Source organism: Microbacterium meiriae (assembly GCF_040685015.1).
Lineage (GTDB): Bacteria > Actinomycetota > Actinomycetes > Actinomycetales > Microbacteriaceae > Microbacterium > Microbacterium meiriae.
In genome coordinates, this window is sequence record NZ_JBFBHD010000002.1 from 1,122,603 (window position 1) to 1,146,396 (window position 23,794).

Sequence of the window (23,794 nt, forward strand, 5' to 3'; positions counted from 1 at the left end):
GACAGAATGCCGGGAGACCGCCGACAGTCCGCCGGGGTCAGGGACGCCGCGGGCCGGAGCCGGAGGCGCGATCGATGATCCGGGCGACCATGTCCGCCGCGGTGGTGTTCTCCCCCGGCACGTTCGGTTTTCCGGTGCCGTGGTAATCGCTGGACCCGGTGACGATGAGGTCGTGCCGGGCTGCCAGTTCGCGCAGCAGCCGCTTGCCGGCGGCGGTGTTCTCCCGGTGGTCCACCTCGAATCCGGCCAGCCCCGCGTTGATCAGACGCTCGATGTACGGCACCGGCATCATCCGATCACGGCCCGCCGTCACAGGGTGCGCGATGATCGCCACGCCGCCCGCCTCGGTGAGAAGCCTCACGGCGGTCAGCGGGTCCGGGGCGTAGTGCGGCTCATAGTAGCCCTCCCGCGGGTGGAGGATGCCGTCGAAGGCCTCGCCGCGGTCGCGTACGATGCCGCGCGCCACCAGCGCGTCCGCGATGTGGGGCCGGCCGACCGTCGCGTCGAGCGTCGTCTGGGCGAGGACGTCATCCCAGTGCAGGTCGTAATCGCGGCCGATGTTGCGGACGATGCGCTCCGCTCGTCCGATCCGGTCGTTCCGGATCCGGTCGGTCTCCGCCCGCAGCGCCGCATCCTCCGGATCGAAGAGATAGCCGAGCACGTGCACGCTGCGCCACTCGTGTTTGGCTGACAGCTCCATCCCGGGGAGGAAGGTCATGCCGAGCGCGACGGCGGCGTCGCCGGCCTCCGTCCAGCCCGTGGTGCGGTCGTGGTCCGTGAGCGCGGCGGTCCGTACGCCGTGCCGATGCGCCTGCCTCATGACCTCGGCGGGCGACTCGGTGCCGTCGGAGTGGTTGGAGTGCAGGTGCAGGTCGGCAGGACCGGCGGGTGGAACGGGCATCCTCCGAGCGTACCGAGCGTCGACGCGCGTGGCGCGGAAACCGGACCCGTATCGCGTGGACGGACCGGCGATGCGAGGCAGGGACTTCACAGGCGGCGCTTCTAGGCTGGAGGGGATGTTTCGTCTCCTGGGGATCCTGCTCACCGTGCTCTTCGCGATCGCGTCGGCGATCGTGGTGTGGCCGCAGTTCTTCCACCTCGAGCAGACCTACCCGTTCGCTCAGCTCGTCGCCGCCCGCGGCCTCGTACTCGGCGGGTTCCTGGTCATCGCGGTGCTGGCGCTGCTGCTCCTCCTCGCCCGACCGCTGCGCGGGTTCGCGGCCTCGGTCCTGATCGTCGCCCTCCTCGGTGCTGCGGCGACGGGTGCGATCGGAGCGACCCGCGGCTTCGGGGTGGCGGCCCTGCCTGAGCGGACGGACACGAGTCTGCGGGTGCTCACCTGGAACACGGCGGGTGAGGCCGTCTCCGCCGAACAGATCGCCCAGGAGATCCTCGAGCAGGAGGCCGACGTGGTGGCGCTGCCGGAGACCACCGAAGAGGTCGGCGAGCGGATCGCGCTCATGCTGCGCGAGCAGGGCCATCCGATGTGGGTGCACCACGTGCAGTTCCGCCCGGACGTGGAGGACGGCCCGCAGTCGTGGCAGACCACGGTCCTGGTGGCTCCCGAGCTCGGCGAGTACTCCGTGATCGAGTCCTCCAAGGACGGAAGCAACAACACCGGATCCGTGCCGAGCGCCGTGCTCATGCCGATCGACGGGGACGGCCCCACGATCGTCGCCGTGCACGCCGTCGCGCCGCGCATGGAGGAGATGCAGCAATGGCAGAGCGATCTGCAGTGGATCGCCGACCAGTGCCCTGCGGGTGACTTCATCCTCGCCGGAGACTTCAACGCGACCGTGGATCACATGGCCTCCCTCGGCGTCGACGGCGGCGACATCGGCTACTGCCGGGACGTCGCCTCCCGGACCGGCAACGGGATGTCCGGCACCTGGCCGAGCTCGTTCCCCGCCCTCGCCGGTGCCCCCATCGATCACGTGATGGCGTCCGCCAACTGGCGCCCCACCGGCTCTGCCGTCCTCGAGGATGCCGGCGGGAGCGACCACCGCGCCCTCATCGTGCAGCTCGAGCCGGCCGGCTGATCACGCTGCGCGGCCTCCAGGTGAGAGACTGGACGGATGAGCACCGGAGAAAACGACACGATCGCTGACGAGACCGTCGAAACCCCCGTCGAGAACAGCTCGACCAATCGCAAGCAGCCCTTCCCGCAGGGCTTCCTCGACACCATCTCCACCGGGTGGGCCGAGCGTCCGGAGACGCTGCCCGCGCCGCGCGCCCAGGCTCCGTACGCCGAGCGCCGCCGCGCTGCCGTCTCGGCCGCGTTCCCCGGCACGCGGCTCGTGATCCCCGCCGGTTCGCTCAAGCAGCGCAGCAACGACACCGACTACGTCTTCCGCGCGCACTCCGCCTTCGCGCACCTCACCGGCTGGGCGTCCGACGCCGAACCGGACTCGGTGCTCGTCTTCGAGCCGACCGACGACGGGCATGACGTCACGCTGTACTTCCGCGAGCGCGCCGACCGCACCACGACGGAGTTCTTCGCCGACGCCACGGTCGGCGAATTCTGGATCGGGCCGCGTCCGTCGCTCGCCGGTGTCGCCGCCGACCTGCAGCTGGCCACGGCGCACCTGCACGAGTTCGCCCCGGTCGAGGGCGAGCTGGTCCTCGAGGAGGACGAGACCCTCACCCGTGTCGTCTCGGAGCTGCGCCTCATCAAGGACGACTTCGAGATCGCCGAGATGCGCCGGGCCGTGGAGATCACGGCGCAGGGCTTCGACGACATCATCCGCGAGCTCCCCGCCGCGGTGGCACATGCCCGTGGCGAGCGCGTCGTCGAGGGCGTCTTCCACCGCCGCGCCCGCGAGGACGGCAACGGCGAAGGCTATGACACGATCGCCGCGTCCGGACCGCACGCCTGCTACCTGCACTGGACGCGCAACGACGGCGCCGTCGTGCCAGGAGACCTCATCCTCGTCGATGCGGGTGTGGAGGCCGACAGCCTCTATACCGCCGACATCACCCGCACGCTCCCGGTGTCCGGGACGTTCACCGAGGTGCAGCGCCGGGTCTACGAGACGGTGCGCGAGGCCGCGGACGCGGCTCTCGCGGCGGCGAAGGTCGGCGTCCGCTTCCGCGACGTGCACGCGGCGGCCATGGCCGTGATCGCTGAGCGCACCGCGGAGTGGGGCCTCCTCCCCGTCACCCCGGAGGAAGCCCTGGACGCGGACAAGGGCGGCCAGCACCGTCGCTACATGGTGCACGGCACGTCGCACCATCTCGGCATCGACGTGCACGACTGCGCGCAGGCGCGCCGCGAGATGTACTACGACGGCATCCTCACGCCCGGCATGGTCTTCACGATCGAGCCGGGACTGTACTTCCAGATCGACGACCTCACGGTTCCCGCCGAGCTGCGCGGGATCGGCGTCCGGATCGAGGACGACATCCTGATGACCGAGGACGGCCCGGTCAATCTCTCCGCGGGCATCCCCCGCACGGCCGACGCGGTCGAGGCGTGGATGGCGCGTCTGCAGGGCTGACGACGGGCGGGAGCGGGGCGGCCGCCCCGCTCAGTCCCGCTGCCCGGTGACGAAGGCGTCGACCACCGGTGCGAGGTCCGCAGCGACCTCCGCCGCCGGACGCCTCCGCCCCTTCACCTCGAAGGAGTGCCCGCCGCCCTCGACCCAGTGCACCCGCGCGTCCTGACAGCCGGCGACGGCCTCGTCGAGTTGGGCGATCGGCTGGATGAACGGGTCCGCGGTGCCCTCCACGAAGAGCTGCGGGACGGTGATCGATGGCAGGTGGGCGATGCGGGGCTTATCCGGGCGGCCCGGCGGATGCAGCGGATAGCCGAGGTAGACGAGGCCGTCCACGGCAAGGCCCTCGGCGACGGCCATGGACGCCATGCGGCCGCCGTAGGACTTCCCGGTGGCCCACACGGCGGATCGCGGCGCCCGCGCGCGGGCCTCGGCGACCGCGGCCTCCCAGGTCGCGACCGCGTGGGCGGCAGGACCGGGCATGCGACGCCCCTGCTCGATGTACGGGAAGTTGAAGCGCAGAGTCGAGTACCCGAGCGCCGCGAGTGCGCGGTCGAACCCGACGAGGAACGGGTGGTCCTTCGCGGCCCCCGCCCCGTGCGCGATCAGGACGACGTCATCACGGGTACCCGGCGTCCACTCGGCGGACACCGTGGTCGCCCCGGCGGGCAGAGCGACCTCGATGCGCAGGGCGGTGGCCCCCGTGGTCACCGCACGGACCCGGGGGTGCCCGTCTCCGGGTCGGCCGGCCGCGGCGGAAGACCCGGCTCGGGAGCCGGTGCCGGCTCCGGAGACGGTGCCGGCTCCGGAGCGGGGGCAGGCTCGGGAGCGGGAGCGGGAGCCGGTGCCGGGTCGGGAGCGGGAGCGGGCTCCGGAGCAGGCTCAGGAGCGGGAGCCGGAGCGCCCTGCGGGATCCGCTCGCCGTACTTCGGCGGCTCGTCCAGGTTCACCGGAGGACGCACGGGGGCGACCCGCTGCGCGCCGAGGACCTGCCGCGCCTTCGCCAGCGAGCCGGGCTGCACGGTCACCTCGTAGTGATCCGCGGCGAACTGCGTCACGCTCGCGAAGTCCCGGCGGCGGCGCACGATGGCGTAGGTGATGAGGCTGAGCAGCATGCCCACCGCGACGCCGATGAGGACGAAGCCGACGAACAGCTGGATCGGCACCTCGGGGTTGCCGAGGACGAGGATCGCCGACAGGAAGAGTCCGATGAGCACCCCGTTGATCGCTCCCGAGCGCGCCGCGGCGGCGTAGCCGAGCCGTCCGGTCACCCGCTCGACCGTCCGCACGCTCTGCCCGACGATCGCGATGTCGCGCGCGGGGACCTCTCCGGCGATCAGCTTCGACACCGCCTTCTGCGCGCTCTCGTAGTCGCGCATGGAGGCGACGATCTCACCGGTGTCCGTGCCGCTCGCGGGGCGATTCAGCATGCTCATCCGGCTATTCTTCCACGTCGTGCCCCGCGGCCGGCCGAGCGACCGCCGCAGCCGCCGCCCCGGCACGCCGCGGGCTACGCTGGTCGAGTGAGCACACAACGGGTTTTCGCCGCGCGCCTGGCAGGGTGCGCCGTCTTCGATCCCGTCGGCGACCGCCTCGGCAAGGTCCGGGATGTCGTCGTCGTGTATCGAAGTACCGCGGCCCCGCGTGTCATCGGGCTGGTCGTGGAGATCCCCGGCCGCCGGCACGTGTTCCTCTCGATCGGCCGGGTGACGTCCATCCGGTCCGGGCAGGTCATCACCACCGGTCTCATCAACGTCCGCCGCTTCTCCCCGCGTGCCGGCGAGGTGCGCGTCCTCGCCGAGATGCTGGGCCGACGGGTGAGCCTCACCGACGGCAGCGGCACGGCCGTGATCGAGGACGTGGCGATCGAACCCAACCGCCTCGGCGAGTGGGCGATCAGCCAGCTCTTCCTGCGTCGCCCGAAGACCGGCGCGTCGCCGTTCGCCAAGGGCCCGACGACGTTCGCCGCCTGGAGCGAGGTGACCGAGGAACAGGCGCCGGGCGAGTCCCAGTCCGCCGAGCAGCTCGTCGCCTCCTACTCCGAGCTGCACGCCGCCGACCTCGCCAACACGCTCCTCGACCTCCCGCAGCAGCGGATGATCGAGGTGGCGGAGGAGCTCTCCGACGACCGCCTCGCCGACGCCCTCGAGGAGATGCCCGAGGACGAGCAGGTGCACATCCTCGACCGCCTCGGCGAGGAGCGCGCGGCCGACATCCTCGACCAGATGGAGCCGGACGACGCCGCCGACCTGCTGGCCCAGCTCCCACCCACCCAGCTGGAGGAGCTGCTCCAGCGGATGGAGCCGGAGAGGGCGGAGGACGTGCGGATGCTCCTGCGCTACGGCCCGGACACGGCGGGCGGTCTGATGACCCCGGAGCCGATCATCCTCTCCGCCGACGCCACGGTCGCCGAGGCGCTGGCGCTCATCCGCCGTCACGAGCTGCATCCGGCCCTCGCCGCGGCCGTGTTCGTCACGCTCCCGCCGTTCGAGACCCCCACCGGCCGCCTGCTCGGGCTCGTGCACTTCCAGCGGATGCTGCGCTACCCGCCGCACGAGCGTCTCGGCGCCATCCTCGACGACAGCCTCGAGCCGGTGCCGGTCACCGCCTCCGCGGCCGAGGTCGCCCGCATGCTCGCCAGCTACGACCTCGTCTCGCTGCCGGTCATCGACGCCGCGCACCGCCTCGTCGGCGCGATCAGCATCGACGACGTCCTCGACTACCTGCTGCCGGACGACTGGCGCACCCACGACAGCGACGACGTGGCGCCGCCCGTGACGGAGACGCACTGATGGCGCGCAAGGAGCGGGCCGCCCGCCTCGACGCGCCAGGACGGACGAGCACCCGCCCCCGTTCCACCTCGCGCGACCGCTTCGGCCGCTTCACGGAGTGGGTCGCCCGCGCGATGGGAACTCCCGCGTTCCTCGTCATCCTCAGTCTCTTCTGCATCCTCTGGATCGGCTGGAACACGCTGATGCCGCGCGAGGTCCGCTTCGACGACGCCGCGCTCGGCTTCACCGCGCTCACCCTCATGCTGTCGCTGCAGGCGTCGTACGCCGCGCCGCTCATCCTCCTCGCGCAGAACCGCCAGGACGACCGCGACCGCGTGCAGATCGAGCAGGACCGGCAGCGCGCCGAGCGGAACCTCGCGGACACCGAGTACCTGGCCCGTGAGATCGTCGCACTGCGGATGTCGCTGGAGGAGCGCAACGCGCAGGTGGTCACCCGCGACGTGCTGCGGCAGGAGCTCCGTGCCCTGCTGGCAGAGCTGGGCGACACCGAGGAGAAGTCCGCGGGCGGCGCCGCCTCATGACCGCGGCCGAGAACGTCAGAGCCGCAGTGGCGGCGGTGACCGACCCGGAGCTGCGGCGACCGATCGGCGACCTCGACATGGTGCGCGACATCACGGTCGAAGACGGGGTGGCGCGTGTGGGCATCGTGCTGACGATCGTCGGATGCCCCGCCGCCGACCGCATCGAGCGCGACGTGCGCGGCGCCGCCGCCGCGGTCCCCGGCATCACGGACGTCGCGGTCGAGGTGGGCGTGATGACGCCTGCCGAGCGCAAGGCCCTCACCGAACGGCTCCGCGCCGGCCGCCCGGCGCGGCACATGCCGTTCGGGCCCGACTCGCTCACCCGCGTGATCCTCGTCTCCAGCGGGAAGGGCGGCGTCGGCAAGTCGACGGTCACCGCGAACCTCGCGGTCGCCCTCGCCGACCAGGGCCTCGCCGTCGGCCTGGTGGATGCGGACGTGCACGGCTTCTCGATCCCCGGACTGCTCGGGATCCCCTCCGGCACGCAGCCGACGCGCATCGACGACCTCATGCTGCCGCCGGTGGCCCACGGGGTGAAGACCATCTCGATCGGGATGTTCCTGCGCGACGGGGAGTCCGTGGTGGCCTGGCGCGGACCGATGCTGCACCGCACGGTCTCGCAGTTCCTCACCGACGTCTTCTTCGGCGACCTCGACGTCCTGCTCATCGACATGCCCCCTGGCACCGGGGACATCGCCATCTCGATCGGGCAGCTCCTCCCCCACGCCGAGGTGCTCGTGGTCACCACACCCCAGGCGGCGGCCTCCGACGTGGCCATCCGCAGCGGGCTCGTGGCACGCCAGACCGGACAGCGCGTGATCGGCGTGGTCGAGAACATGGCCGCATACACGCTCCCCGACGGCACCGTCGTCGATCTCTTCGGGGCCGGCGGCGGCGCATCTGTCGCGGAGGCCCTGTCCGTGCCCGACGCTGCGGTGCCGCTGCTGGCCTCCATCCCGCTCAGCCCGGCCCTCCGCCAGGGCGGGGACGAGGGCGTTCCGGTCGTCACCTCCGCGCCGGACGATGCCGCCGCGGGGGCGATCCGCGCGCTGGCGGAGGCGCTCGCGCGTCGAGGGCGAGGCCTGGCCGGCCGAACGCTGCCCATGTCGATCGGGTGAGGGCGCGTGGGAGGATGGACGGATGCCGCATCGCTCCGTGACCGTGGATGAAGGGCTTCTGCGGAGGATGGCCAGAGACGCGGCCGTCTACGCGCTGACCAGGCCTGTCGCGATCGTGATGTGGGTCGCGCTGGCGGCGGGCCTCGTGCTCTCCGTCCTCACCCTCAACGACCGTCTCGCCGCCGGAGAGGAGGTGAGCGCGCTCGTCGCCTGGATGCCCGCGGTGACCATCGCTCTGGGAGCGTATGCGGTGATCCTCACCACCTCGAGCGCCCGTCGGGCCGTGCGCGCCGCAATGCCGGTGGAGAGCGTGGTGTGGGTCGCGCTCGACGAGGATCGTCTGCAGCTGGGCAGCGATCGCCGCCGTTCCGAGATCCCCTACCGCACGTTCCAGAGCCTGCGCGTCGGCCGGGACGCGGTGATCTTCAAAGTCCGCGATGCCTCCGTCGCCACCGCCATTCCGCGTTCCCTCTTCAGCGACGAAGAGTTGGCGACGCTGCGGACGCGGATCTCGTGACCCGGGCGGCTCAGGTCGCCTCGGTGTCGAACGGCGGACGGTTCTCCGCGCTGAAGGTCGGCGGCGCGGTGCGCGGGGCCACCGGCTCCGCGATCGTCGCCGTGGCCTGCGCGGGGGTCGCGGGCTCCGGCTCCTCCAGGAGCGCGTCGCGGATGATGCGCCGAGGGTCGTACTGCCGCGGGTCGAGCTTGCGCCAGTCCACGTCGTCGAGCTCCGGACCCATCTCCTCGCGCACGCGGGACTTCGTGTCGCGGAGGTATTCACCGGCCTTGCGCACGATGCGCGCGAAGCCCTCCGCGGCACGCGGCAGACGCTCGGGGCCGATGATCAGCACGGCGATCAGGCCGATGAGCAGCAGCTTCTCGAAGGTGAGGCCGAACGTCATGTGACCAGGCTACCGCCGCGCCTGCAGGCTCTGCGCGCGGTGAGCGAATACCCTGGAGACATCAGCCATGCACGCAGGAGAGGCAGGTCATGAGCGAGCACGACGCCAACGCGCGCTTCCTTCGGGAGTCCATCGTCGAGCCGGAGACCATCGCCCGCGCTCGCGCCCACGCCGTCGAGCTGGGGGCCGCCCCGATCAGCGCGGTCGTCGGCTCGCAGATCGCCGTGCTCGCCGCCGCAGGCACCGCCCGCTCCATCGTCGAGATCGGCACCGGCGCCGGCGTCTCCGGACTCTGGCTGCTGCGCGGCGCGCCGACCGCGGTGCTGACCTCGATCGACAACGAGCCCGAGCACCTCGCCGCCGCCCGCCAGGCGTTCGCGGACGCGAAGGTGCCCGCCACTCGTGCCCGGTTCATCGCCGGTCGCGCGATCGACGTGCTCCCCCGGATGAACGAGGCGTCGTACGACATCGTCCTCGTGGACGCCGACCCCGAGAACGTCATCGAGTACGTCTCGCACGGCCTCCGCCTCGCCCGCACGGGCGGCCTGGTCCTCGTGCCCCGCATCCTCGCCGGGGGCCGCGTGGCCGACCCCGTCCAGCGCGACGACATCACATCCGCCTACCGGTCGCTCGTGCAGGAGACCCAGGAGTCGTCGGCGGTGCTGGCGACCGTCTCCCCCGCGGGCGAGGGTCTGCTGCAGCTGATCCGCCTCGACGACCGCGCCTGATCGGACGCCGCTCACGCGAAGAGGGCGAGGGATCCGCGGATCCATCGCCCTCTCGGTTCCGCCGCAGCGGACCAGATTCGATCAGGCCGGGGCCACGACGGCACCGAGCACGTCGTGAAGCTCCTTGGCCTCGGCGTCGTTCACGGAGACGACCAGGCGGCCTCCTCCTTCGAGCGGAACACGCACGATGATGAGTCGTCCCTCTTTCACGGCCTCCATGGGTCCGTCTCCGGTCCTCGGCTTCATCGCTGCCATCGTGGCTCCCTTTCCTCCGGTGGTATGGGACGAGTTTATCGGGTGCGGCCGCGCCGTGGACGTCACCGGACACAATCCGCGTCGCCGCGTCGTCAGGGCACCTGCCAGAACGTACTGCCGAGGGCATACACGTGATAGATCCAGACCCACTGGCCCAGCAGGCACAGCGCGAGCACGCCCAGCCGCCAGGCACGGGAGCGCGGGATCGCGACCGCTCCCCACGCCGGGCTGAGCGGCAGCAAGAGACGGAAGGTGCTCGACTGGGGGAAGAACACCGCGAGCAGATAGAGCAGGTAGCTCGCGCTCCAGAGACGGAGGTCGGGGCCGAGCGCGCGCACCTGCGGGGACAGCAGCAGCGCGGCGGCCGCGGCGACCACGAGCACGACGAGGGCGACCGGCCCCCATCCCGACGGCAGACCCCAGAGCTCGAACCAGAAGTGCGACGCCTGCACCCATCCCTCGAAGGGCACGAAGCCCTCCACGCCGCCGACGATCCAGTGCCGACGCCACGCGAGCTCCGTGGCGAGGTAGGCGCCGGGGTCGCCGGTCACGACGCCCGCGATCAGCTGCCAGGCGAATCCGGTGGCCGTCGCCAGCGCGCCGAGGGCCACGATGTGCACCACTTCCCTGGCGCCCAGCGGATCGGTGCGGCGGTTCCTCCAGCGAAGGATCCCGTGCAGGCCGAGGTACAGCGCGAAGGCGAGCACGCCGGGGCGGGTGAACCCCAGAACGGGGATCAGCACGTACAGCCAGGCGTAGTTCCGCCGGATCGTCGCGTCCAGGGCGAGGAACAGCAGCAGCAGGAAGAGCGTCTCGGCGTATCCGACCTGGAACAGGGCGGCGAGCGGACCGGATGCGAAGAAGACGACGGCCCACAACGCGGCCGCGTTCCCGACGCGGTCGCGGAGCAGCCGATGCAGGGCGAGACAGGCCAGGTAGCCGGCTCCGAGCGAGAGCACGAGGGCGCCGGCCGCCCAGGAACCGAGCACGAAGCCCAACGCCTTCGCGGCGTACGCGAACACCGGCATGAACGCCCAGGCGTTCTCGGCCACCTGCCCGTCGTCGGTCAGCGGGAGGTCCGAGGGATAGCCGTGCACGGCCACCTGCCAGTACCACTGCGCATCCCATCCGAGGACGAAGTCGACGAGTCCCGCGTCATCGCCGAAGCGGGAGAACACCGTGGACAGGGAGGCCGCGGCGATGAGGAATCCGGTCGTCACGAGCCGTGCGAGGACGTAGACGATGCCGATGCGCAGGGCGAGCGGCATCCGCGCCCAGCGCCGCGTGAGCGTCAGTGCGACGTGAGCCATGCGCGCAGACCCCGCTCGACGGCGTCGATCTGGGCGAGCGGCACGCGCTCCTCGTCGTGATGGGCGAGATGCGGGTCGCCGGGTCCGTAGTTCACGGCCGGGATGCCGAGGGCCGAGAAGCGGGCCACGTCGGTCCACCCGTACTTCGGCTGCGGCTCCGCGCCGACGGCCGCGACGAAGCGGCGCGCGATGTCGGCGTCCAGACCGGGGCGCGCGCCCTCGGCGGCATCCGTGATCTCGACGTCGAATCCGGCGAGGACCGCCCGGACGTGGGCCTCGGCGTCGGCCGCGGACTTGTTCGGCGCGAAGCGGTAGTTGACCTCGACCTCGCAGGCGTCCGGGATGACGTTGCCCGCGACCCCGCCTGCGATGCGGACCGCGCTGAGCCCCTCCCGGTAGAGCAGTCCCTCGACCATCACCTCGCGCGCCCGGTACTCGGACAGCCGAGTGAGGATGGGGGCCGCGCGATGGATCGCGTTCTCGCCGATCCAGGCCCTGGCACTGTGCGCGCGGACGCCCGTGGTCCGCACGATCGCCCGCAGCGTGCCGTTGCACCCACCCTCGACCTGTCCGTTCGACGGCTCCCCGAGGATGGCGAAGTCGGCCTGGAACAGGTCGGGCCGTGCCGCGGCGAGAAGCCCGAGGCCGTTCAGGGAGGCCGCGACCTCCTCGTTGTCGTACCACATCCAGGTCACGTCGATCGCGGGGTCGGTGAGCTCGGCGGCGAGCTTGAGCTGCACCGCGACCCCGGCTTTCATGTCGACGGTGCCCCTTCCCCACAGATGCGGCACGCCGTCGATCTCGACGTCGCGCGTGGGCAGGTTGTCGTTGAGGGGCACGGTGTCGATGTGCCCGGCGATCGCCACGCGCTGCGCTCGGCCGAGATCCGTGCGGGCGACCACCGTGTTGCCGTGGCGGATGACCTCCAGGTGCGGCAGACCGGACACGGCCTCCTCGATCAGGTCGGCCAGGGTCTTCTCATCGCCGGAGACGCTCGGGACATCGCAGATCGCGCGGGTGATGTCGGCGGAGGACGCGGTCAGATCGAGCACCATGCCCCCAGCCTACTGATGCCCGTCATGCGGGACGGGACACCGTCGTCGGCGCGATACCGTGGAGGCATGAGCGACGCACGATCTGTCTGGGGACTGGGCCTGACGACCACCGCGAGCGACGGCACGGTCCTCGACGCGTGGTACCCGGAGGTCCGCTCGTCCGCGCCGTCCGCGGACGAGGTCGCCACCGCCCGCACCGCGCTCGACGCGCAGACGGGCCAGGACGAGCGGCGCGACGTGACCATCGCGGTCGTCGAGCTCACGATCGATCTGGACGCGGCTCCGGCCTCCACGGCGGACGCCTATCTGCGCCTGCACGCCCTGTCGCACCTGCTCGTGCGGCCGAACGCCCTCAACCTGGACGGCATCTTCGGTCATCTGCCGAACGTCGCCTGGACCAATGCCGGCCCCCTGCTCCCCGCCGATGCGGCGCGCCTGCGCCCGCAGCTCCAGCGCGCCGGGATCCAGATCCAGGGTCTGGACAAGTTCCCCCGCCTCACCGACTACGTGCAGCCCTCCGGGGTGCGCATCGCCGACGCCTCGCGCGTGCGGCTGGGCGCCCACCTCTCCCCGGGCACCACCGTCATGCACGAGGGCTTCGTGAACTTCAACGCCGGAACCCTCGGCGCCTCGATGGTCGAGGGTCGTATCTCGCAGGGCGTGGTGGTCGGCGACGGCAGCGACATCGGCGGCGGGGCCTCGATCATGGGCACGCTCTCCGGTGGCGGGTCGCACCGTGTGTCGATCGGCGCCCGCACGCTGCTCGGCGCGAACGCCGGCATCGGCATCTCCCTCGGCGACGACTGCGTCGTGGAGGCCGGGCTCTACGTCACCGCCGGCACGAAGATCGTCCTCGCCGACGGCCCCGCGACCGCCGACGGCGGACGGAAGACCGTCAAGGGCGCCGATCTCTCGGGTGAGGACGGCCTGCTCTTCCGTCGCAACTCCCTCACGGGCGCCGTCGAGGCCGTCCGCCGGGCCGGCGTCGGCGTGACGCTCAACGAAGCGCTCCACGCCTGACAGCGCACCTGCAGCCTTCGACCGGTCGCCGCTGGTAGACTGGGGTCGTTGCCCGCGCCGCCGGCCGGTCAGCATCGTCGTCGTCTAGGGGTCTCCGAGGACCGAAGCGAGCGCCCGCGCTCCCCTCTCCAGCCCGAACTGGCCATTCGCACGGCGAACGGACGCGCACTCGCTGCGTCTTCGCCCACCTCACCCCACTATCCCGCGCCGTTCTCGTGCGCTGACGGAGTTCTCTGCATGTCTTCCTTCCTCGATCTCGGCGTTCCCGCCGAGCTCGCCACCGTTCTCGCCGCCTCCGGAAAGACCGAGGCGTTCGCCATCCAGCGCGACACCCTGCCCGACTCGCTCGCCGGCCGTGACCTCCTCGGCCGCGGACGCACGGGCAGCGGCAAGACCATCGCCTTCGCGCTCCCGCTCGTCGCCCGCCTGGCTGCCTCCGGCCACAAGCGCCGCTCCGGCCTGCCGCGCGGCCTCGTGCTCGCCCCCACCCGCGAGCTGGCCACCCAGATCGCCGCGACCGTCGCCCCCCTGGCCGAGGCCGTCGGGCTGCGCGTCACCACCGTGTTCGGCGGCGTCAGCCAGCGTCCGCAGGAGCAGGCGCTGCAGGGCGGCGTCGACATCGTCGTCGCCTGCCCCGGCCGTCTGGAAGACCTCATGAAGCAGCAGATCGTGCGTCTCAGCGCGATCGAGGTCACCGTGCTCGACGAGGCCGACCACATGGCCGACCTCGGCTTCCTCCCCGGCGTCACCCGCATCCTCTCGGCGACCCCCGCCGACGGTCAGCGCCTGCTGTTCAGCGCGACGCTGGACCGCGGCATCGACACCCTCGCCCGCCGGTTCCTCACGAACGCCGTCAGCCACGAGGTCGACGAGGCGAGCGTGCCCGTCGGCGAGATGACCCACCGGGTGCTCGTCGTCGACTCCCCGGAGAACAAGACCGTGCTGGTGCGCGACCTCGCCTCCGGCACGGGCCGCCGCATCCTCTTCACGCGCACCAAGCACCAGGCGAAGAAGCTCGCCAAGCAGCTCACCGCCGCCGGCATCCCGGCCGTCGACCTGCACGGCAACCTGTCCCAGAACGCGCGCGAGCGCAACCTCGGCGCCTTCTCCGCCGCTCCTGAGGACGGCGGCGTCCGCGTCCTCGTCGCGACCGACGTCGCGGCCCGCGGTGTGCACGTCGACAACGTCGACCTCGTCGTCCATGTCGACCCGCCCGTCGAGCACAAGGCGTACCTGCACCGTTCCGGACGCACGGCTCGGGCCGGCGCGGCCGGCACCGTCGTCACCGTCGTCCTGCCCGAGCAGCGCCGCGACGTGAAGGATCTCCTGCGCAAGGCCGCGATCACGGCACCGCTGGAGAACCTCACCACCGACGCCGTCACCGAGCTCGTCCCGGAGCGGGCACCGCACGTGCGGCCCGCGCCCCCGCAGCCGCAGCAGCAGCAGCGCTCCGCGAAGCAGCGGCCGGCGGGTGGCGAGAGGAGCACCGCGACCACCCCGCCGTCCCGCCGCCGTCGTCGTCCCCGCGCCGCGGGCCAGGGCGGCGCGCCGGGCTCGCAGCGTCAGGGCGGCCAGGGCCGTCAGGGCACGCGTGGAGCCCAGGGACGCTGATCCCGGCTCGCGCCTGACAACAGCGAAGGCCCCCTCGCACTCCGGTGCGAGGGGGCCTTCGGCGTCTGCGGCGCAGCGCTCAGCGCGTCGGGAACGCGCGCTCCGGCGACCCGGTGTAGAGCTGCTGCGGGCGGCCGATCTTGGTCTGCGGGTCGAGCTGCAGCTCGCGCCACTGGGCGAGCCAGCCGGGAAGACGGCCGATCGCGAAGAGGACGGTGAACATGCGCGTGGGGAATCCCATCGCCTTGTAGATCACGCCGGTGTAGAAGTCGACGTTCGGATACAGGCGCCGCTCACGGAAGTAGTCGTCGGCGAGGGCGATCTCCTCGAGCTCCTTCGCGAGGTCCAGGAGCGGATCCGTGACGCCGAGCGAGCTCAGCACCTCGTCTGCGGCCTCCTTGACGAGCTTGGCGCGCGGGTCGTAGTTCTTGTAGACCCGGTGCCCGAAGCCCATCAGCTTCACGCCCTCTTCCTTGTTCTTCACCCGCTCGACGAACCGGGAGACGCTCTGACCCGAGTCGCGGATCTGCCCGAGCATGGTGAGGACGGCCTCGTTCGCACCGCCGTGCAGGGGTCCGGACAGGGCCTGGATGCCGGCCGAGACGGAGGCGAACTGGTTGGCACCGGTCGAGCCGACGAGACGGACGGTGGAGGTCGAGGCGTTCTGCTCGTGGTCCTCGTGCAGGATGAGCAGCAGTTCGAGGGCCTTCACCATGGTCGGGTTGATCTCGTACGGCTCGGAGTTCACGCCGAAGTTCAGCTTCAGGAAGTTCTCCACGAAGCCGAGCGAGTTGTCCGGGTAGAGGAACGCCTGGCCGACGCTCTTCTTGTGCGCGTAGGCGGCGATCACCGGGAGCTTGGCGAGCATGCGGATGGTGTTCAGCTCGACGTGCTCGGGGTTGTGCGGGTCGGTCTGGCCCTCGTAGTACGTCGACAGAGCGGCGACGGCGGACGACAGCACCGACATGGGGTGCGCGGTGTGCGGCAGCGCGGAGAAGAAGCGCTTGAGGTCTTCGTGCAGCAGTGTGTGGCGACGGATCTTCTCGTCGAACTCGGCCAGCTCCGTGGCGGACGGCAGCTCTCCGTAGATGAGCAGCCAGGCGACCTCGAGGTAGCTGGTGCTGCCGGCGAGCTGCTCGATCGGATAGCCGCGGTACCGCAGGATGCCCTTGTCACCGTCGATGAACGTGATGTCCGACTTGGTGGAGGCCGTGTTGACGAAGCCGTAGTCGAGCCCCGTGAGGCCGGTCTGACGGGTCAGCGTCGAGAAGTCGATGCTGTCGTGGCCCGCGGTGCCGCGGACCAGGGGGAATTCGGCGGTGGTGTCGCCGATCGTCAGCTTCGCCGTCTGGTCTGCCGCAGCGCTCACGCGGACCTCCTCCTTCTGTCTGATCGCCCCGGCGTCGCGGGCGTCAGCAAGTTCTTGATCAAGCCGGAACTGGCGATCTCTCGGGCGCTGAGCGCCTGGCCGGGTGCCGACCGAATCGCCTTTACAGCCTAGTCGTCACACAGGCCTACTGTGACAACCGCCAAAGGGATCGGCACAGCAGGGAGGGTTCCTACAGATCCGCTCCGCGCAGACGCCGAGCCGCCTCGGCGACGAGGTCCGTCGGCGCCGTCAGCGACAGCCGCACATGCTCGGGGGACGACGCTCCGTAGAAGTGCCCTGGTCCGGCGAGGATGCCGAGGTCGGCGAGACGCGCCATCGACTCCCAGGCGTCGCGTCCCTCCGTCGCCCAGAGGTAGAGCCCGGCCTGCGACCCGTCGATGCGGAAGCCGGCCGCCTCGACGGCGGGGAGCAGCAGGGCGCGCCGCTCACGGTAGAGCTCCTTCTGCGCCACGACGTGCGCCTCGTCACCGAGGGCGACGACCATCGCCTGCTGGACGGGCGCAGGCGGCATGAGGCCGAGATGCTTGCGCGCGGTGAGGAGCTCGCCGACCACGCGGGCGCATCCGGCGACGAAGGCCGCGCGGTATCCCGCGAGGTTGGACTGCTTGCTCAACGAATAGACGCTGAGGAGGTTCGCCCGTGTGCCGCCGGTCACCCGGGGGTCGAGCACGGACGGGATGGGCTCGTCCGCCCAGGGGCCGTCCCAGCCGAGCTCGGCATAGCACTCGTCGCTCGCCAGCACGGCGCCGAGCTCCCGCGCCCGCTGCACGGCCACGGCGAGCTCGTCGACGGTCCACGTGCGGCCGTCCGGGTTGCCGGGGGTGTTGATCCAGATGAGCTTCGCGCCCTCCGGCCACTCCGCCGGGTCGTCGGCCGCCAGGGGCGTCGCCCCCGCCACCCGCGCGCCGACCTCGTACGTCGGGTAGGCGACGCGGGGATGCACGACGATGTCTCCGGCACCGAGCCCCAGCAGCGTGGGCAGGAGCGCGACGAGCTCCTTGGAGCCGATCGTCGGCAGCACGTTGTCGACCCGGAGGTCCGGGACGCCGCGGCGGCGGGCATACCAGTCGACGATCGCCTCCCGGAGCGCGGGGGTGCCGACGGTCTGTGGATATGCGTGGGCGTCGGTCGCCTCGGCGAGGGCCTGACGGACGACCTCCGGCGTGGGATCGACCGGCGAGCCGACGGAGAGGTCGACGAGACCGTCCGGGTACCGGGCGGCGCGCTCGCGGTAGGGGACCACGGCGTCCCAGGGGTAGTCGGCGAGGTCGCGGACGCTCACGGAGCGTGCCTACTCGCCCTGCGGCGGGAGCGCGGCGATGATCGGGTGGTCGAACGGGTACACGCCGACCTTGGCGGCGCCGCCGGGCGAGCCGATCTCGTCGAAGAACTCGACGTTGGCCTTGTAGTAGTCCTGCCACTCGTCGGGGAGGTCGTCCTCGTAATAGATCGCCTCGACGGGACACACCGGCTCGCACGCCCCGCAGTCCACGCACTCGTCCGGGTGGATGTAGAGCGACCGCTCCCCCTCATAGATGCAGTCAACGGGGCACTCGTCGATGCAGGCGCGATCCTTGACATCGACGCACGGGAGGGCGATCACATACGTCACCCCCTCAGTCTACGACCCGTGGACCTCGGATTCCTCCGAGGACGGCGTGGCGGGGCGGACCGGCTGCCGGGAGAACGACGGCCACGCGATGACGAGCAGCACGATGCCGGCGGCGAGATAGGTCCAGATGCGCCCGGCGAGGGTGTCCTGCACGACGACGGAGCCACCGGGACCGACGCCCGAGATGAGCACGATCATGGCCAGCATCCCGAGACCGGCGGCGACCGCGGCCCCCCGGTCGTGGGTGAGCGCCCGCACGGCGATGAGGATCGCGGCACATGCGACAGCGGCGACGATCAGGCCGATCGGGATCGGCCCCCACATGACGCTGTGCGCGATGGTTCCCGCGACGCCGTAGACCCCGCCCACCAGGGCAGCGGCCACCCAGGACAGCACCCTCGACAACCACTTCCCGCGCACCCCCCGATCCTACCCGGGCGGTGCCCGGCGAGACGACGGCTCAGGCGGCGAGACCGGACAGCCGCAGCAGCGCGGCGACGAGGGCGGCGGACGCCACCACCACGAGGAACGACTGCCGCAGCCAGAGGAGTCCCGCCGCGACGAGCAGGGCGGGCACGCGCGCGTCCACGGTGATCGCCTGCCCGTCACCGAGGGACTGCACCGCGACGAGGGCGGCGAGCAGCGCGACGGTGAGGAGGTCGGAGATGCGGGCGGGGCGCGGCGCCTCGAGCACCTTCGGCGGCACGAGATAGCCCACGGCCTTCAGCGCGAGGCAGATCAGGGCGGCGAGGAGGATGGCGCTCCAGAGGCTCATGCGCCCCCCTCCCCTTCGCCGACGCTCGCGGGACGCGGTGTCCCCAGCCAGTTCAACCACCCGACGACGATCGCGACGACAGCGGCGACGAGCACCGGGAGCCCCGGCATGAGGAACGGCGTGAGGGCTGCCGCGATCACGGCGGCCGCGATCCCGACGGCGACGGCCTGCCGCTGACGCAGACGCGGCCACAGCAGGGCGAGGAAGGCCGCAGCCGCCGCGGCGTCCAGCCCCCAGGCCTTCGGGTCGCCGAGCACGTCGCCGACCAGCGCGCCGACGAGGGTGGTGAGGTTCCAGCCGAGGAAGATGCCGACCCCCGTGACCCAGAAGCCCACCCGGCGCAGGCGCTGATCGTCCTGCGCGATCGCCACGGCGGTGGACTCGTCGATGGTGAAGTGCGCGGCGGCCGCTCGCCGTGCCGGTCCGCCCCCGATGAGCGGCGACATGCGCATCCCGTAGGCGACGTTGCGCACGCCGAGGAGTGCCGCCGATGCGATCGCCGAAGGCAGGGCGGCCAGGCCACCGGCGGCGAACACCCCCACGAACGCGAACTGCGATCCCCCGGTGAACATCAGGAGGCTGAGCACGCACGTCTGCCAGACGTCGAGTCCCGCGGCGACGGCGAGCGCGCCGAAGGAGATGCCGTAGGCGCTCGTGGCGAGCACGACGCCGAGCGCCTCGCGCCATACCTCACGCTCAGCGGTCACCGGGTCCCACTCCACCGCGACGTTCGCTTCACTGAACACACGATCATCATTCTGAACATGGCGATCCGTATAGTCAAGCGAACGATCGTTTGCCATGATGAACGCATGGAGGATCTCCGCACCCGCATCGCCCGCACGCTCCGCCGCGAGCGCGAGGCCGCGAACCTGTCCGTCTCCGAACTCGCCCGACGGGCCGGGATCTCGAAGGCCACGGTCTCGCAGCTCGAGAGCGGTGCCGGCAATCCGAGCGTGGAGACGCTGTGGGCGCTGGGCGTCGCGCTCGGCGTGCCCTTCGCGGTGCTCGTCGACCAGCAGGCCAACGCCCCGACCCTCATCCGCGCCGACGACCTCGCGGGCGTGCCGTCCTCCGCCGCGGCCTACAGCGCCACCCTGCTCTCCGCGAGCCCTCCGGGTGCCCGGAGGGACGTCTACCTGATCCAGGCGGAGCCCGGCGACCCCCGCCGGTCCGACCCCCACCACGCGGGCACGGTCGAGCACGTGATCCTCATCGCCGGGCAGGCACGGGTCGGTCCCCCCGACGATGCCGTGGTGCTGAACCCCGGCGACTATCTGACCTATGCCGGCGACGTCGCGCACGTCTTCGAGGCGGTCGAGCCCGGCACGAGCGCCGTCCTCATCTCCGAGCTGCGCTGAGGTTCACTCCCCCGGCCCCGTCGGCGACGGGTCGGGGATCTCGTGCGGTCGGTACTGCGGCAGGCGCGACGCGGGCAGGATCGCGAGCGCGCTCACCGCGGCGAGGATCAGAAGGCCGAGCTTGAGCGTGCGCAGCCGCGACTCCTCGTTCACGGCGACCGCGGCGTCGACCTGTTCCGGCGTCGCGTCCGTGGTCTCCAGCACCGCGCGCAGTTCGTCGTTGCTGATGAAGTTCACCTCGTTCAGATCGACCTGCGACACCAGCGACGGCGGCAGCTCGGGATGCTCCACGACCGCGCGGCCGACGTTGAGCGCGAGCAGGGACACCAGCAGCGCCCCGGCGAGCGCGGTCCCCACGGCGGAGGCCAGGTTCTGCGTGGTGCCGCGCAGCGACCCGACGTCGCCGGCGAGCTCGGGCGGCGCCGCCGTCACCAGTACGTTGAACACCAGGGTGACGAGGGCGCCCTGGCCGATGCCGAACACGACGAGCCCGGCGATGGTCGGCACCGTCTCCCAGTTGTTCGTCACCACGACCGACAGCCAGACGAGCGCCGCCGTGGTGAGGATGAACCCGAACACGCCGATCGTCCGCGGCGGATATCGCCTGTAGAAGCGCACGACGAGCGTCGCCGTGATGAACACCGTGAGGTTGAACGGCATCATCGCCAGGGCCGTATCGAACGGCGTGCGTCCCTGGACGATCTGGATGTACAGCGGCACCGTGAAGTTCACGCAGGCCTCGAGGGCGACGACGATGAACATGGCGTACACCGCGGCGCGCTCCCGCGACGAGCCCAGCACGGTCAGGTCGATCAGCGGCACCTTCCCCTCGGCCATCCGCCGCCGGGTCCACAGGAAGAACCCCTGGCCCAGGATGATGCCCAGGACGATGAAGATCGGGGCGGGCGAGAGTCCGAGGACGGAGAACGGCGCGGACGGCGCCGCCGCGAGTGCTCCCCAGCTGTTCAGGTTGTTGAACCCGAGGGTGAGCAGCACGATCGCCGCGCCGATGAGGAGGGCGGCGACGAGATCGATGCGGATCGCCGCGTCCCCGCGGTCGCCGCGCAGCGTGAAGCTCAGGGCGAAGACCGCCACGGCGATCGCCAGCACGATGACGAACAGCGGACGCCACCCGACGAGGGTGCCGAGCGTCCCTCCGATGAGGAAGGCGCTGACGCCGGAGATCGCGCGTGCCGAGCCGATCGCTCCGATCGCGGTGGCCTGCTGCGGTCCCCGGTAGTTCTCGGCGATCAGGGCCACGATCGAGGGGACGATGATCGCGGCGGCCGCACCCGCGACAGCCTGCCCGGCGATGGCCCACCAGACGGTCGGGGCGAGGAGCATCATCACGGCGGACCCGGCGAAGAGCGCGACGACGACGCGGAAGATCAGCACCCAGCCGACGCGCTGCCCGAGTTTGGCACCGGTCATCACGAGCGCGGCGACGGCGAGGCCGTACATCACGATCGTCGTGCTCGCGATGGTCGGCGGTACGCCGAAGTCGGCCACCATGCCGCCGAGCGAGATCGGCAGCGCCGCGACGTTGAAGGACATGAGCACCTGCGCGAGGAACAGGCTGACCATCGGCAGCCAGGACGTCTTCACGGGTGCGGGAGCCGTGCGGGTCATGAGCGCTCTCCTTCCGACGACGACGAGGCGCCCGCCCCGCCGGCATGCTCACGGGCGGGCGCGGAGGCGAAGAGGTTCAGCCCGAGCGACCGCGACAGGTGTCCGATCGCCATCTGCGACCGGATCGAGTTGCCCGCCTCGTCCAGGCGGGGTGAGAACCCGGCGACGGCGCCCTTGCCAGGAGAGACCGCGACGAGGCCGCCGGCGACACCCGACTTGGCGGGCAGACCGATCTCGAACAGCCAGTCGCCCGACCGCTCGTACAGCCCGCTCGCCGCGACGACGGCCAGCGTGTCACGGCAGACGTCCGCGGAGACCACCCGCTCCCCCGTCACCGGGTTCACTCCGCCGTCGGCGAGCGTGGCCCCCATGACGGCGAGGTCGTGCGCGGTGACCGCCAGCGCGCACTGCCGGGTGTAGACGTCGACGATCTCATCGGGGTCGCCGGCGAGCCGGCCGTAGCTGCGCAGCAACCAGCCCAGGGCCCGGTTGCGCTCGTTCGACCCCGCCTCGGACGCGTAGACCTCGCCGTCCAGGCTCAGGGGCCGTCCGGCGAAGGCGGACAGCCCCTCGCGGACACGCTCCCACTGCTCCACCGCCGTGGCGCCCGGCATGAGCGCCGTGGTGGCGATCGCCCCGGCGTTGACCATCGGGTTGCGCGGATGCCCGTCGTTGAGCTCCAGCGCCACGACCGAGTTGAAGGCGAGCCCGGTGTTGTTCACACCCACGATCTCGCGGACCCGCTCGTGGCCGTGCTCCTGGATGGCCAGCGCATAGACGAACATCTTCGAGATCGACTGGATGGAGAACGGGTGCAGGGCGTCTCCGGCGTCGTGGATGCCGCCGCCCACCTCGATCACCGCGAGCCCGAAGAGCTCCGGATCGACCGCGGCGAGCACGGGGATGTAGTCCGCCACCTGGCCGGACACCTCGTCCGCGTACCGGGCGTGGGCCTCGCGGACGAGCTCGTCCACCCGCTCCCACCCGGGCAGCGTGCCCGTGGAGACCTCCTGAGGGACATCGAGCCAGACGGTGGGATCGAGCACCACTCCTCCTCGGAATCGCGACGCCCCCAGCCGTCTCCCTGACACGGTAGCGCCCGTGTCGGGTGACGGCTAGGGGCAGATCCTCCGCGAGGAGCCGGCTCTGCGGCTCAGTACCAGTTCATGGCCTGGGAGTGTCCCCAGGCGCTGCACGGGGTGCCGTAGGCGTCGGCGATGTACTTCAGGCCCCAGGCGATCTGGGTGGCGGCGTTCGTCTGCCAGTCGGCGCCCGCCGTGGCCATCTTGCTGCCGGGCAGCGCCTGCGGGATGCCGGTCGCTCCCCCGTCGTTGTTGTACGCCTGGTAGTTCCAGCCGGACTCCTTGTTCCACAGCGAGTTCAGGCAGGAGAACTGGTCGCCACCCCAGCCGTAGCGGTCCGCCATCATCTGCTGCGCCGTGGCCCGAGCGCCGTCCGGGGTGTTCGCGGAGGCGAGTGCAGCCGCCGCAGCCGCCGCCTTCTCCTCGGCCGCGCGGGCGGCGTCGTCGGCCGCCTTCTTCTCCTGCGCGGCGGTGAAGGCCTTCTGGAGGTCAGCCGTGGCGGTCACGACCTTCTCGGTCTCCGCCTCGGCCTGCTCGGCCGTCACGGTGATCAGGACCAGCGGGAGCGTGGATCGGTCGGCGAGGGTCTCCAGGTCGTCTTCGAGCGCGGTGGTGTCGACGGGCGCCGCGGCGCTCACGTCGAGGCCCGACTCGGCGACCTCCGCGGTCAGGCTCTTCGCCGCGGCGACCGCGTCGGTGCCGTCAGAGACCGTCATGACGGCCTGGTCGGCGATGCGGGTGAGCGGCTCGGAGCCCAGGTTCTGGCTCGTGACGGCAGAGGCGGTGTCGGAGCGCTCGGCCCCGGCTGCCGGGGCGGAGGCGAGGCCGACGCTGAGGGTGATGCCGACGAGCGCGGCCGTGGCGGCACCGAGGGCGATCACGGGTGTACGGGTGACAGTGGCGCGGGCGGCTGCCGCGTCGGAGGCGCGCCGGAGCGCACGGGTCTTCTGAAGCAAGGCTGTGACTTTCGGGTCGTCGTACGCCCTTTCAGGGGACTCATCGGGAGCTCGCCCCGGGCGCAAGTGAACGATTCTGCGCCATCAACCTGAACAAAAACTAGCCCTCACCTGGGATTTTCATGAGAGAGGGCCCCCCGCGGCCAGATGGCGGCGTGGGGCCCTCTCGAGAGGAGTGCGAGA

26 protein-coding genes are annotated in these 23,794 nt (G+C 71.5%); 10 read left to right on the forward strand and 16 right to left on the reverse strand.

Annotated features, from left to right (window positions below; all coding sequences use genetic code 11):
• Positions 1–37: 37 nt before the first annotated feature.
• Positions 38–901, reverse strand: a complete 864-nt coding sequence (locus AB0N68_RS13875; RefSeq protein WP_280569726.1) for a PHP domain-containing protein — start codon at positions 899–901, stop codon at positions 38–40.
• A 115-nt stretch (positions 902–1,016) separates the two neighbouring features.
• On the opposite strand from AB0N68_RS13875, the gene AB0N68_RS13880 reads away from it, so the two are divergent.
• Both AB0N68_RS13880 and AB0N68_RS13885 read left to right on the forward strand, forming a co-directional pair.
• Positions 1,017–2,039, forward strand: a complete 1,023-nt coding sequence (locus tag AB0N68_RS13880) for an endonuclease/exonuclease/phosphatase family protein (RefSeq protein ID WP_259953114.1) — start codon at positions 1,017–1,019, stop codon at positions 2,037–2,039.
• 36 nt (positions 2,040–2,075) lie between these two features.
• Positions 2,076–3,497, forward strand: a complete 1,422-nt coding sequence (locus tag AB0N68_RS13885) for an aminopeptidase P family protein (RefSeq protein ID WP_280569723.1) — start codon at positions 2,076–2,078, stop codon at positions 3,495–3,497.
• A gap of 30 nt (positions 3,498–3,527) precedes the next feature.
• Here the strand turns inward: AB0N68_RS13885 and AB0N68_RS13890 are convergent, their stop codons facing one another.
• Together AB0N68_RS13890 and AB0N68_RS13895 are read right to left on the reverse strand one after the other, a co-directional pair.
• Positions 3,528–4,205: an alpha/beta hydrolase family protein gene (locus AB0N68_RS13890; protein ID WP_280569720.1), complete on the reverse strand. Its 678-nt coding sequence runs from the start codon at positions 4,203–4,205 to the stop codon at positions 3,528–3,530.
• Entirely contained in the window at positions 4,202–4,930 is a 729-nt protein-coding gene (locus AB0N68_RS13895) for a YflT domain-containing protein (RefSeq protein ID WP_280569718.1), read from the reverse strand. Before AB0N68_RS13895 ends, AB0N68_RS13890 begins: the two co-directional genes overlap by 4 nt.
• An 87-nt stretch (positions 4,931–5,017) precedes the next feature.
• Between AB0N68_RS13895 and AB0N68_RS13900 the strand changes: the two genes are divergently transcribed.
• The 4 genes from AB0N68_RS13900 to AB0N68_RS13915 are packed head-to-tail and all read left to right on the forward strand — an operon-like array spanning position 5,018 to position 8,442.
• Positions 5,018–6,286 carry a magnesium transporter MgtE N-terminal domain-containing protein gene (locus AB0N68_RS13900; RefSeq protein WP_268777747.1) on the forward strand — a complete coding sequence of 423 codons (1,269 nt, stop codon included), beginning with the start codon at positions 5,018–5,020 and terminating at the stop codon, positions 6,284–6,286.
• Entirely contained in the window at positions 6,286–6,807 is a 522-nt protein-coding gene (locus tag AB0N68_RS13905) for a DUF1003 domain-containing protein (RefSeq protein ID WP_187663660.1), read from the forward strand. The genes AB0N68_RS13900 and AB0N68_RS13905 overlap by 1 nt, the downstream gene beginning before the upstream one ends.
• On the forward strand, positions 6,804–7,925 hold the full coding sequence (locus AB0N68_RS13910; RefSeq protein WP_280569713.1) for an Mrp/NBP35 family ATP-binding protein: 1,122 nt from the start codon (positions 6,804–6,806) through the stop codon (positions 7,923–7,925). The genes AB0N68_RS13905 and AB0N68_RS13910 overlap by 4 nt, the downstream gene beginning before the upstream one ends.
• Before the next feature lie 22 nt (positions 7,926–7,947).
• A complete protein-coding gene (locus AB0N68_RS13915; RefSeq protein WP_187663658.1) occupies positions 7,948–8,442 on the forward strand; it encodes a YcxB family protein in 495 nt (164 codons plus the stop codon).
• 10 nt (positions 8,443–8,452) lie between these two features.
• On the opposite strand, the gene AB0N68_RS13920 is transcribed toward AB0N68_RS13915, so the two are convergent.
• The gene (locus tag AB0N68_RS13920; RefSeq protein ID WP_268777749.1) at positions 8,453–8,827 is read right to left on the reverse strand and encodes a twin-arginine translocase TatA/TatE family subunit; all 375 of its coding nucleotides are present in this window, start codon (positions 8,825–8,827) and stop codon (positions 8,453–8,455) included.
• An 89-nt stretch (positions 8,828–8,916) separates the two neighbouring features.
• On the opposite strand from AB0N68_RS13920, the gene AB0N68_RS13925 reads away from it, so the two are divergent.
• Positions 8,917–9,555, forward strand: coding sequence for an O-methyltransferase (locus AB0N68_RS13925; protein ID WP_187663656.1), 639 nt, complete (start codon positions 8,917–8,919; stop codon positions 9,553–9,555).
• An 81-nt stretch (positions 9,556–9,636) separates the two neighbouring features.
• On the opposite strand, the gene AB0N68_RS13930 is transcribed toward AB0N68_RS13925, so the two are convergent.
• The 3 genes from AB0N68_RS13930 to dapE all read right to left on the reverse strand — a co-directional run bounded on the left by AB0N68_RS13930 (position 9,637) and on the right by dapE (position 12,175).
• Complete coding sequence (locus tag AB0N68_RS13930; protein ID WP_071328210.1) at positions 9,637–9,810, reverse strand: DUF3117 domain-containing protein; 174 nt, start codon at positions 9,808–9,810, stop codon at positions 9,637–9,639.
• 92 nt (positions 9,811–9,902) lie between these two features.
• On the reverse strand, positions 9,903–11,120 hold the full coding sequence (locus tag AB0N68_RS13935) for a hypothetical protein (RefSeq protein WP_313362761.1): 1,218 nt from the start codon (positions 11,118–11,120) through the stop codon (positions 9,903–9,905).
• Positions 11,102–12,175 (reverse strand): succinyl-diaminopimelate desuccinylase, encoded by a 1,074-nt coding sequence (gene dapE / locus AB0N68_RS13940; RefSeq protein WP_187663654.1) that lies wholly within the window; start codon positions 12,173–12,175, stop codon positions 11,102–11,104. The genes AB0N68_RS13935 and dapE overlap by 19 nt, the downstream gene beginning before the upstream one ends.
• A gap of 66 nt (positions 12,176–12,241) precedes the next feature.
• Here dapE and dapD point away from each other — a divergent pair, with 66 nt between their 5' ends.
• The gene (dapD, locus tag AB0N68_RS13945) at positions 12,242–13,195 is read left to right on the forward strand and encodes a 2,3,4,5-tetrahydropyridine-2,6-dicarboxylate N-succinyltransferase (protein WP_280569701.1); all 954 of its coding nucleotides are present in this window, start codon (positions 12,242–12,244) and stop codon (positions 13,193–13,195) included.
• A gap of 237 nt (positions 13,196–13,432) precedes the next feature.
• Positions 13,433–14,806, forward strand: coding sequence for a DEAD/DEAH box helicase (locus AB0N68_RS13950; protein ID WP_313366450.1), 1,374 nt, complete (start codon positions 13,433–13,435; stop codon positions 14,804–14,806).
• A gap of 79 nt (positions 14,807–14,885) precedes the next feature.
• On the opposite strand, the gene AB0N68_RS13955 is transcribed toward AB0N68_RS13950, so the two are convergent.
• The 6 genes from AB0N68_RS13955 to AB0N68_RS13980 all read right to left on the reverse strand — a co-directional run bounded on the left by AB0N68_RS13955 (position 14,886) and on the right by AB0N68_RS13980 (position 19,290).
• Entirely contained in the window at positions 14,886–16,175 is a 1,290-nt protein-coding gene (locus tag AB0N68_RS13955; protein ID WP_259953090.1) for a citrate synthase, read from the reverse strand.
• A gap of 190 nt (positions 16,176–16,365) precedes the next feature.
• Complete coding sequence (gene dapC / locus AB0N68_RS13960) at positions 16,366–17,478, reverse strand: succinyldiaminopimelate transaminase (RefSeq protein WP_280568564.1); 1,113 nt, start codon at positions 17,476–17,478, stop codon at positions 16,366–16,368.
• Positions 17,479–17,487: 9 nt separating this feature from the next.
• On the reverse strand, positions 17,488–17,808 hold the full coding sequence (gene fdxA / locus AB0N68_RS13965; RefSeq protein ID WP_017203330.1) for a ferredoxin: 321 nt from the start codon (positions 17,806–17,808) through the stop codon (positions 17,488–17,490).
• Positions 17,809–17,817: 9 nt separating this feature from the next.
• Positions 17,818–18,228 carry a histidinol dehydrogenase gene (locus tag AB0N68_RS13970; protein WP_280568561.1) on the reverse strand — a complete coding sequence of 137 codons (411 nt, stop codon included), beginning with the start codon at positions 18,226–18,228 and terminating at the stop codon, positions 17,818–17,820.
• A 40-nt stretch (positions 18,229–18,268) separates the two neighbouring features.
• Positions 18,269–18,583 carry an AzlD domain-containing protein gene (locus AB0N68_RS13975; RefSeq protein ID WP_187663650.1) on the reverse strand — a complete coding sequence of 105 codons (315 nt, stop codon included), beginning with the start codon at positions 18,581–18,583 and terminating at the stop codon, positions 18,269–18,271.
• Positions 18,580–19,290 (reverse strand): AzlC family ABC transporter permease, encoded by a 711-nt coding sequence (locus tag AB0N68_RS13980; RefSeq protein ID WP_280571781.1) that lies wholly within the window; start codon positions 19,288–19,290, stop codon positions 18,580–18,582. The genes AB0N68_RS13975 and AB0N68_RS13980 overlap by 4 nt, the downstream gene beginning before the upstream one ends.
• 105 nt (positions 19,291–19,395) lie before the next feature.
• Here AB0N68_RS13980 and relB point away from each other — a divergent pair, with 105 nt between their 5' ends.
• On the forward strand, positions 19,396–19,944 hold the full coding sequence (relB, locus tag AB0N68_RS13985; RefSeq protein WP_187663649.1) for a type II toxin-antitoxin system RelB family anti-toxin: 549 nt from the start codon (positions 19,396–19,398) through the stop codon (positions 19,942–19,944).
• Positions 19,945–19,947: 3 nt separating this feature from the next.
• Here relB and AB0N68_RS13990 read toward each other — a convergent pair whose 3' ends face one another.
• The 3 genes from AB0N68_RS13990 to AB0N68_RS14000 form a co-directional block, all read right to left on the reverse strand.
• On the reverse strand, positions 19,948–21,573 hold the full coding sequence (locus AB0N68_RS13990; protein WP_259962796.1) for an MFS transporter: 1,626 nt from the start codon (positions 21,571–21,573) through the stop codon (positions 19,948–19,950).
• Positions 21,570–22,619, reverse strand: a complete 1,050-nt coding sequence (glsA, locus tag AB0N68_RS13995) for a glutaminase A (RefSeq protein ID WP_187663647.1) — start codon at positions 22,617–22,619, stop codon at positions 21,570–21,572. Before glsA ends, AB0N68_RS13990 begins: the two co-directional genes overlap by 4 nt.
• Positions 22,620–22,726: 107 nt before the next feature.
• The gene (locus tag AB0N68_RS14000) at positions 22,727–23,611 is read right to left on the reverse strand and encodes an aggregation-promoting factor C-terminal-like domain-containing protein (RefSeq protein WP_313366449.1); all 885 of its coding nucleotides are present in this window, start codon (positions 23,609–23,611) and stop codon (positions 22,727–22,729) included.
• Positions 23,612–23,794: the final 183 nt, after the last annotated feature.

Bases quoted from the DNA above. Each gene is read 5' to 3' on its own strand.
- AB0N68_RS13920 (WP_268777749.1), bottom strand. From the start codon at position 8,827: ATGACGTTCGGCCTCACCTTCGAGAAGCTGCTGCTCATCGGCCTGATC.
- dapD (WP_280569701.1), top strand. From the start codon at position 12,242: ATGAGCGACGCACGATCTGTCTGGGGACTGGGCCTGACGACCACCGCG.
- AB0N68_RS13950 (WP_313366450.1), top strand. From the start codon at position 13,433: ATGTCTTCCTTCCTCGATCTCGGCGTTCCCGCCGAGCTCGCCACCGTT.
- AB0N68_RS13895 (WP_280569718.1), bottom strand. From the start codon at position 4,930: ATGAGCATGCTGAATCGCCCCGCGAGCGGCACGGACACCGGTGAGATC.
- AB0N68_RS13925 (WP_187663656.1), top strand. From the start codon at position 8,917: ATGAGCGAGCACGACGCCAACGCGCGCTTCCTTCGGGAGTCCATCGTC.
- AB0N68_RS13880 (WP_259953114.1), top strand. From the start codon at position 1,017: ATGTTTCGTCTCCTGGGGATCCTGCTCACCGTGCTCTTCGCGATCGCG.
- AB0N68_RS13915 (WP_187663658.1), top strand. From the start codon at position 7,948: ATGCCGCATCGCTCCGTGACCGTGGATGAAGGGCTTCTGCGGAGGATG.
- AB0N68_RS13885 (WP_280569723.1), top strand. From the start codon at position 2,076: ATGAGCACCGGAGAAAACGACACGATCGCTGACGAGACCGTCGAAACC.
- AB0N68_RS13875 (WP_280569726.1), bottom strand. From the start codon at position 901: ATGCCCGTTCCACCCGCCGGTCCTGCCGACCTGCACCTGCACTCCAAC.
- relB (WP_187663649.1), top strand. From the start codon at position 19,396: ATGGAGGATCTCCGCACCCGCATCGCCCGCACGCTCCGCCGCGAGCGC.
- AB0N68_RS13905 (WP_187663660.1), top strand. From the start codon at position 6,286: ATGGCGCGCAAGGAGCGGGCCGCCCGCCTCGACGCGCCAGGACGGACG.
- AB0N68_RS13935 (WP_313362761.1), bottom strand. From the start codon at position 11,120: ATGGCTCACGTCGCACTGACGCTCACGCGGCGCTGGGCGCGGATGCCG.
- dapE (WP_187663654.1), bottom strand. From the start codon at position 12,175: ATGGTGCTCGATCTGACCGCGTCCTCCGCCGACATCACCCGCGCGATC.
- AB0N68_RS13930 (WP_071328210.1), bottom strand. From the start codon at position 9,810: ATGGCAGCGATGAAGCCGAGGACCGGAGACGGACCCATGGAGGCCGTG.
- AB0N68_RS13975 (WP_187663650.1), bottom strand. From the start codon at position 18,583: ATGAGCCTCTGGAGCGCCATCCTCCTCGCCGCCCTGATCTGCCTCGCG.
- AB0N68_RS13910 (WP_280569713.1), top strand. From the start codon at position 6,804: ATGACCGCGGCCGAGAACGTCAGAGCCGCAGTGGCGGCGGTGACCGAC.
- AB0N68_RS13990 (WP_259962796.1), bottom strand. From the start codon at position 21,573: ATGACCCGCACGGCTCCCGCACCCGTGAAGACGTCCTGGCTGCCGATG.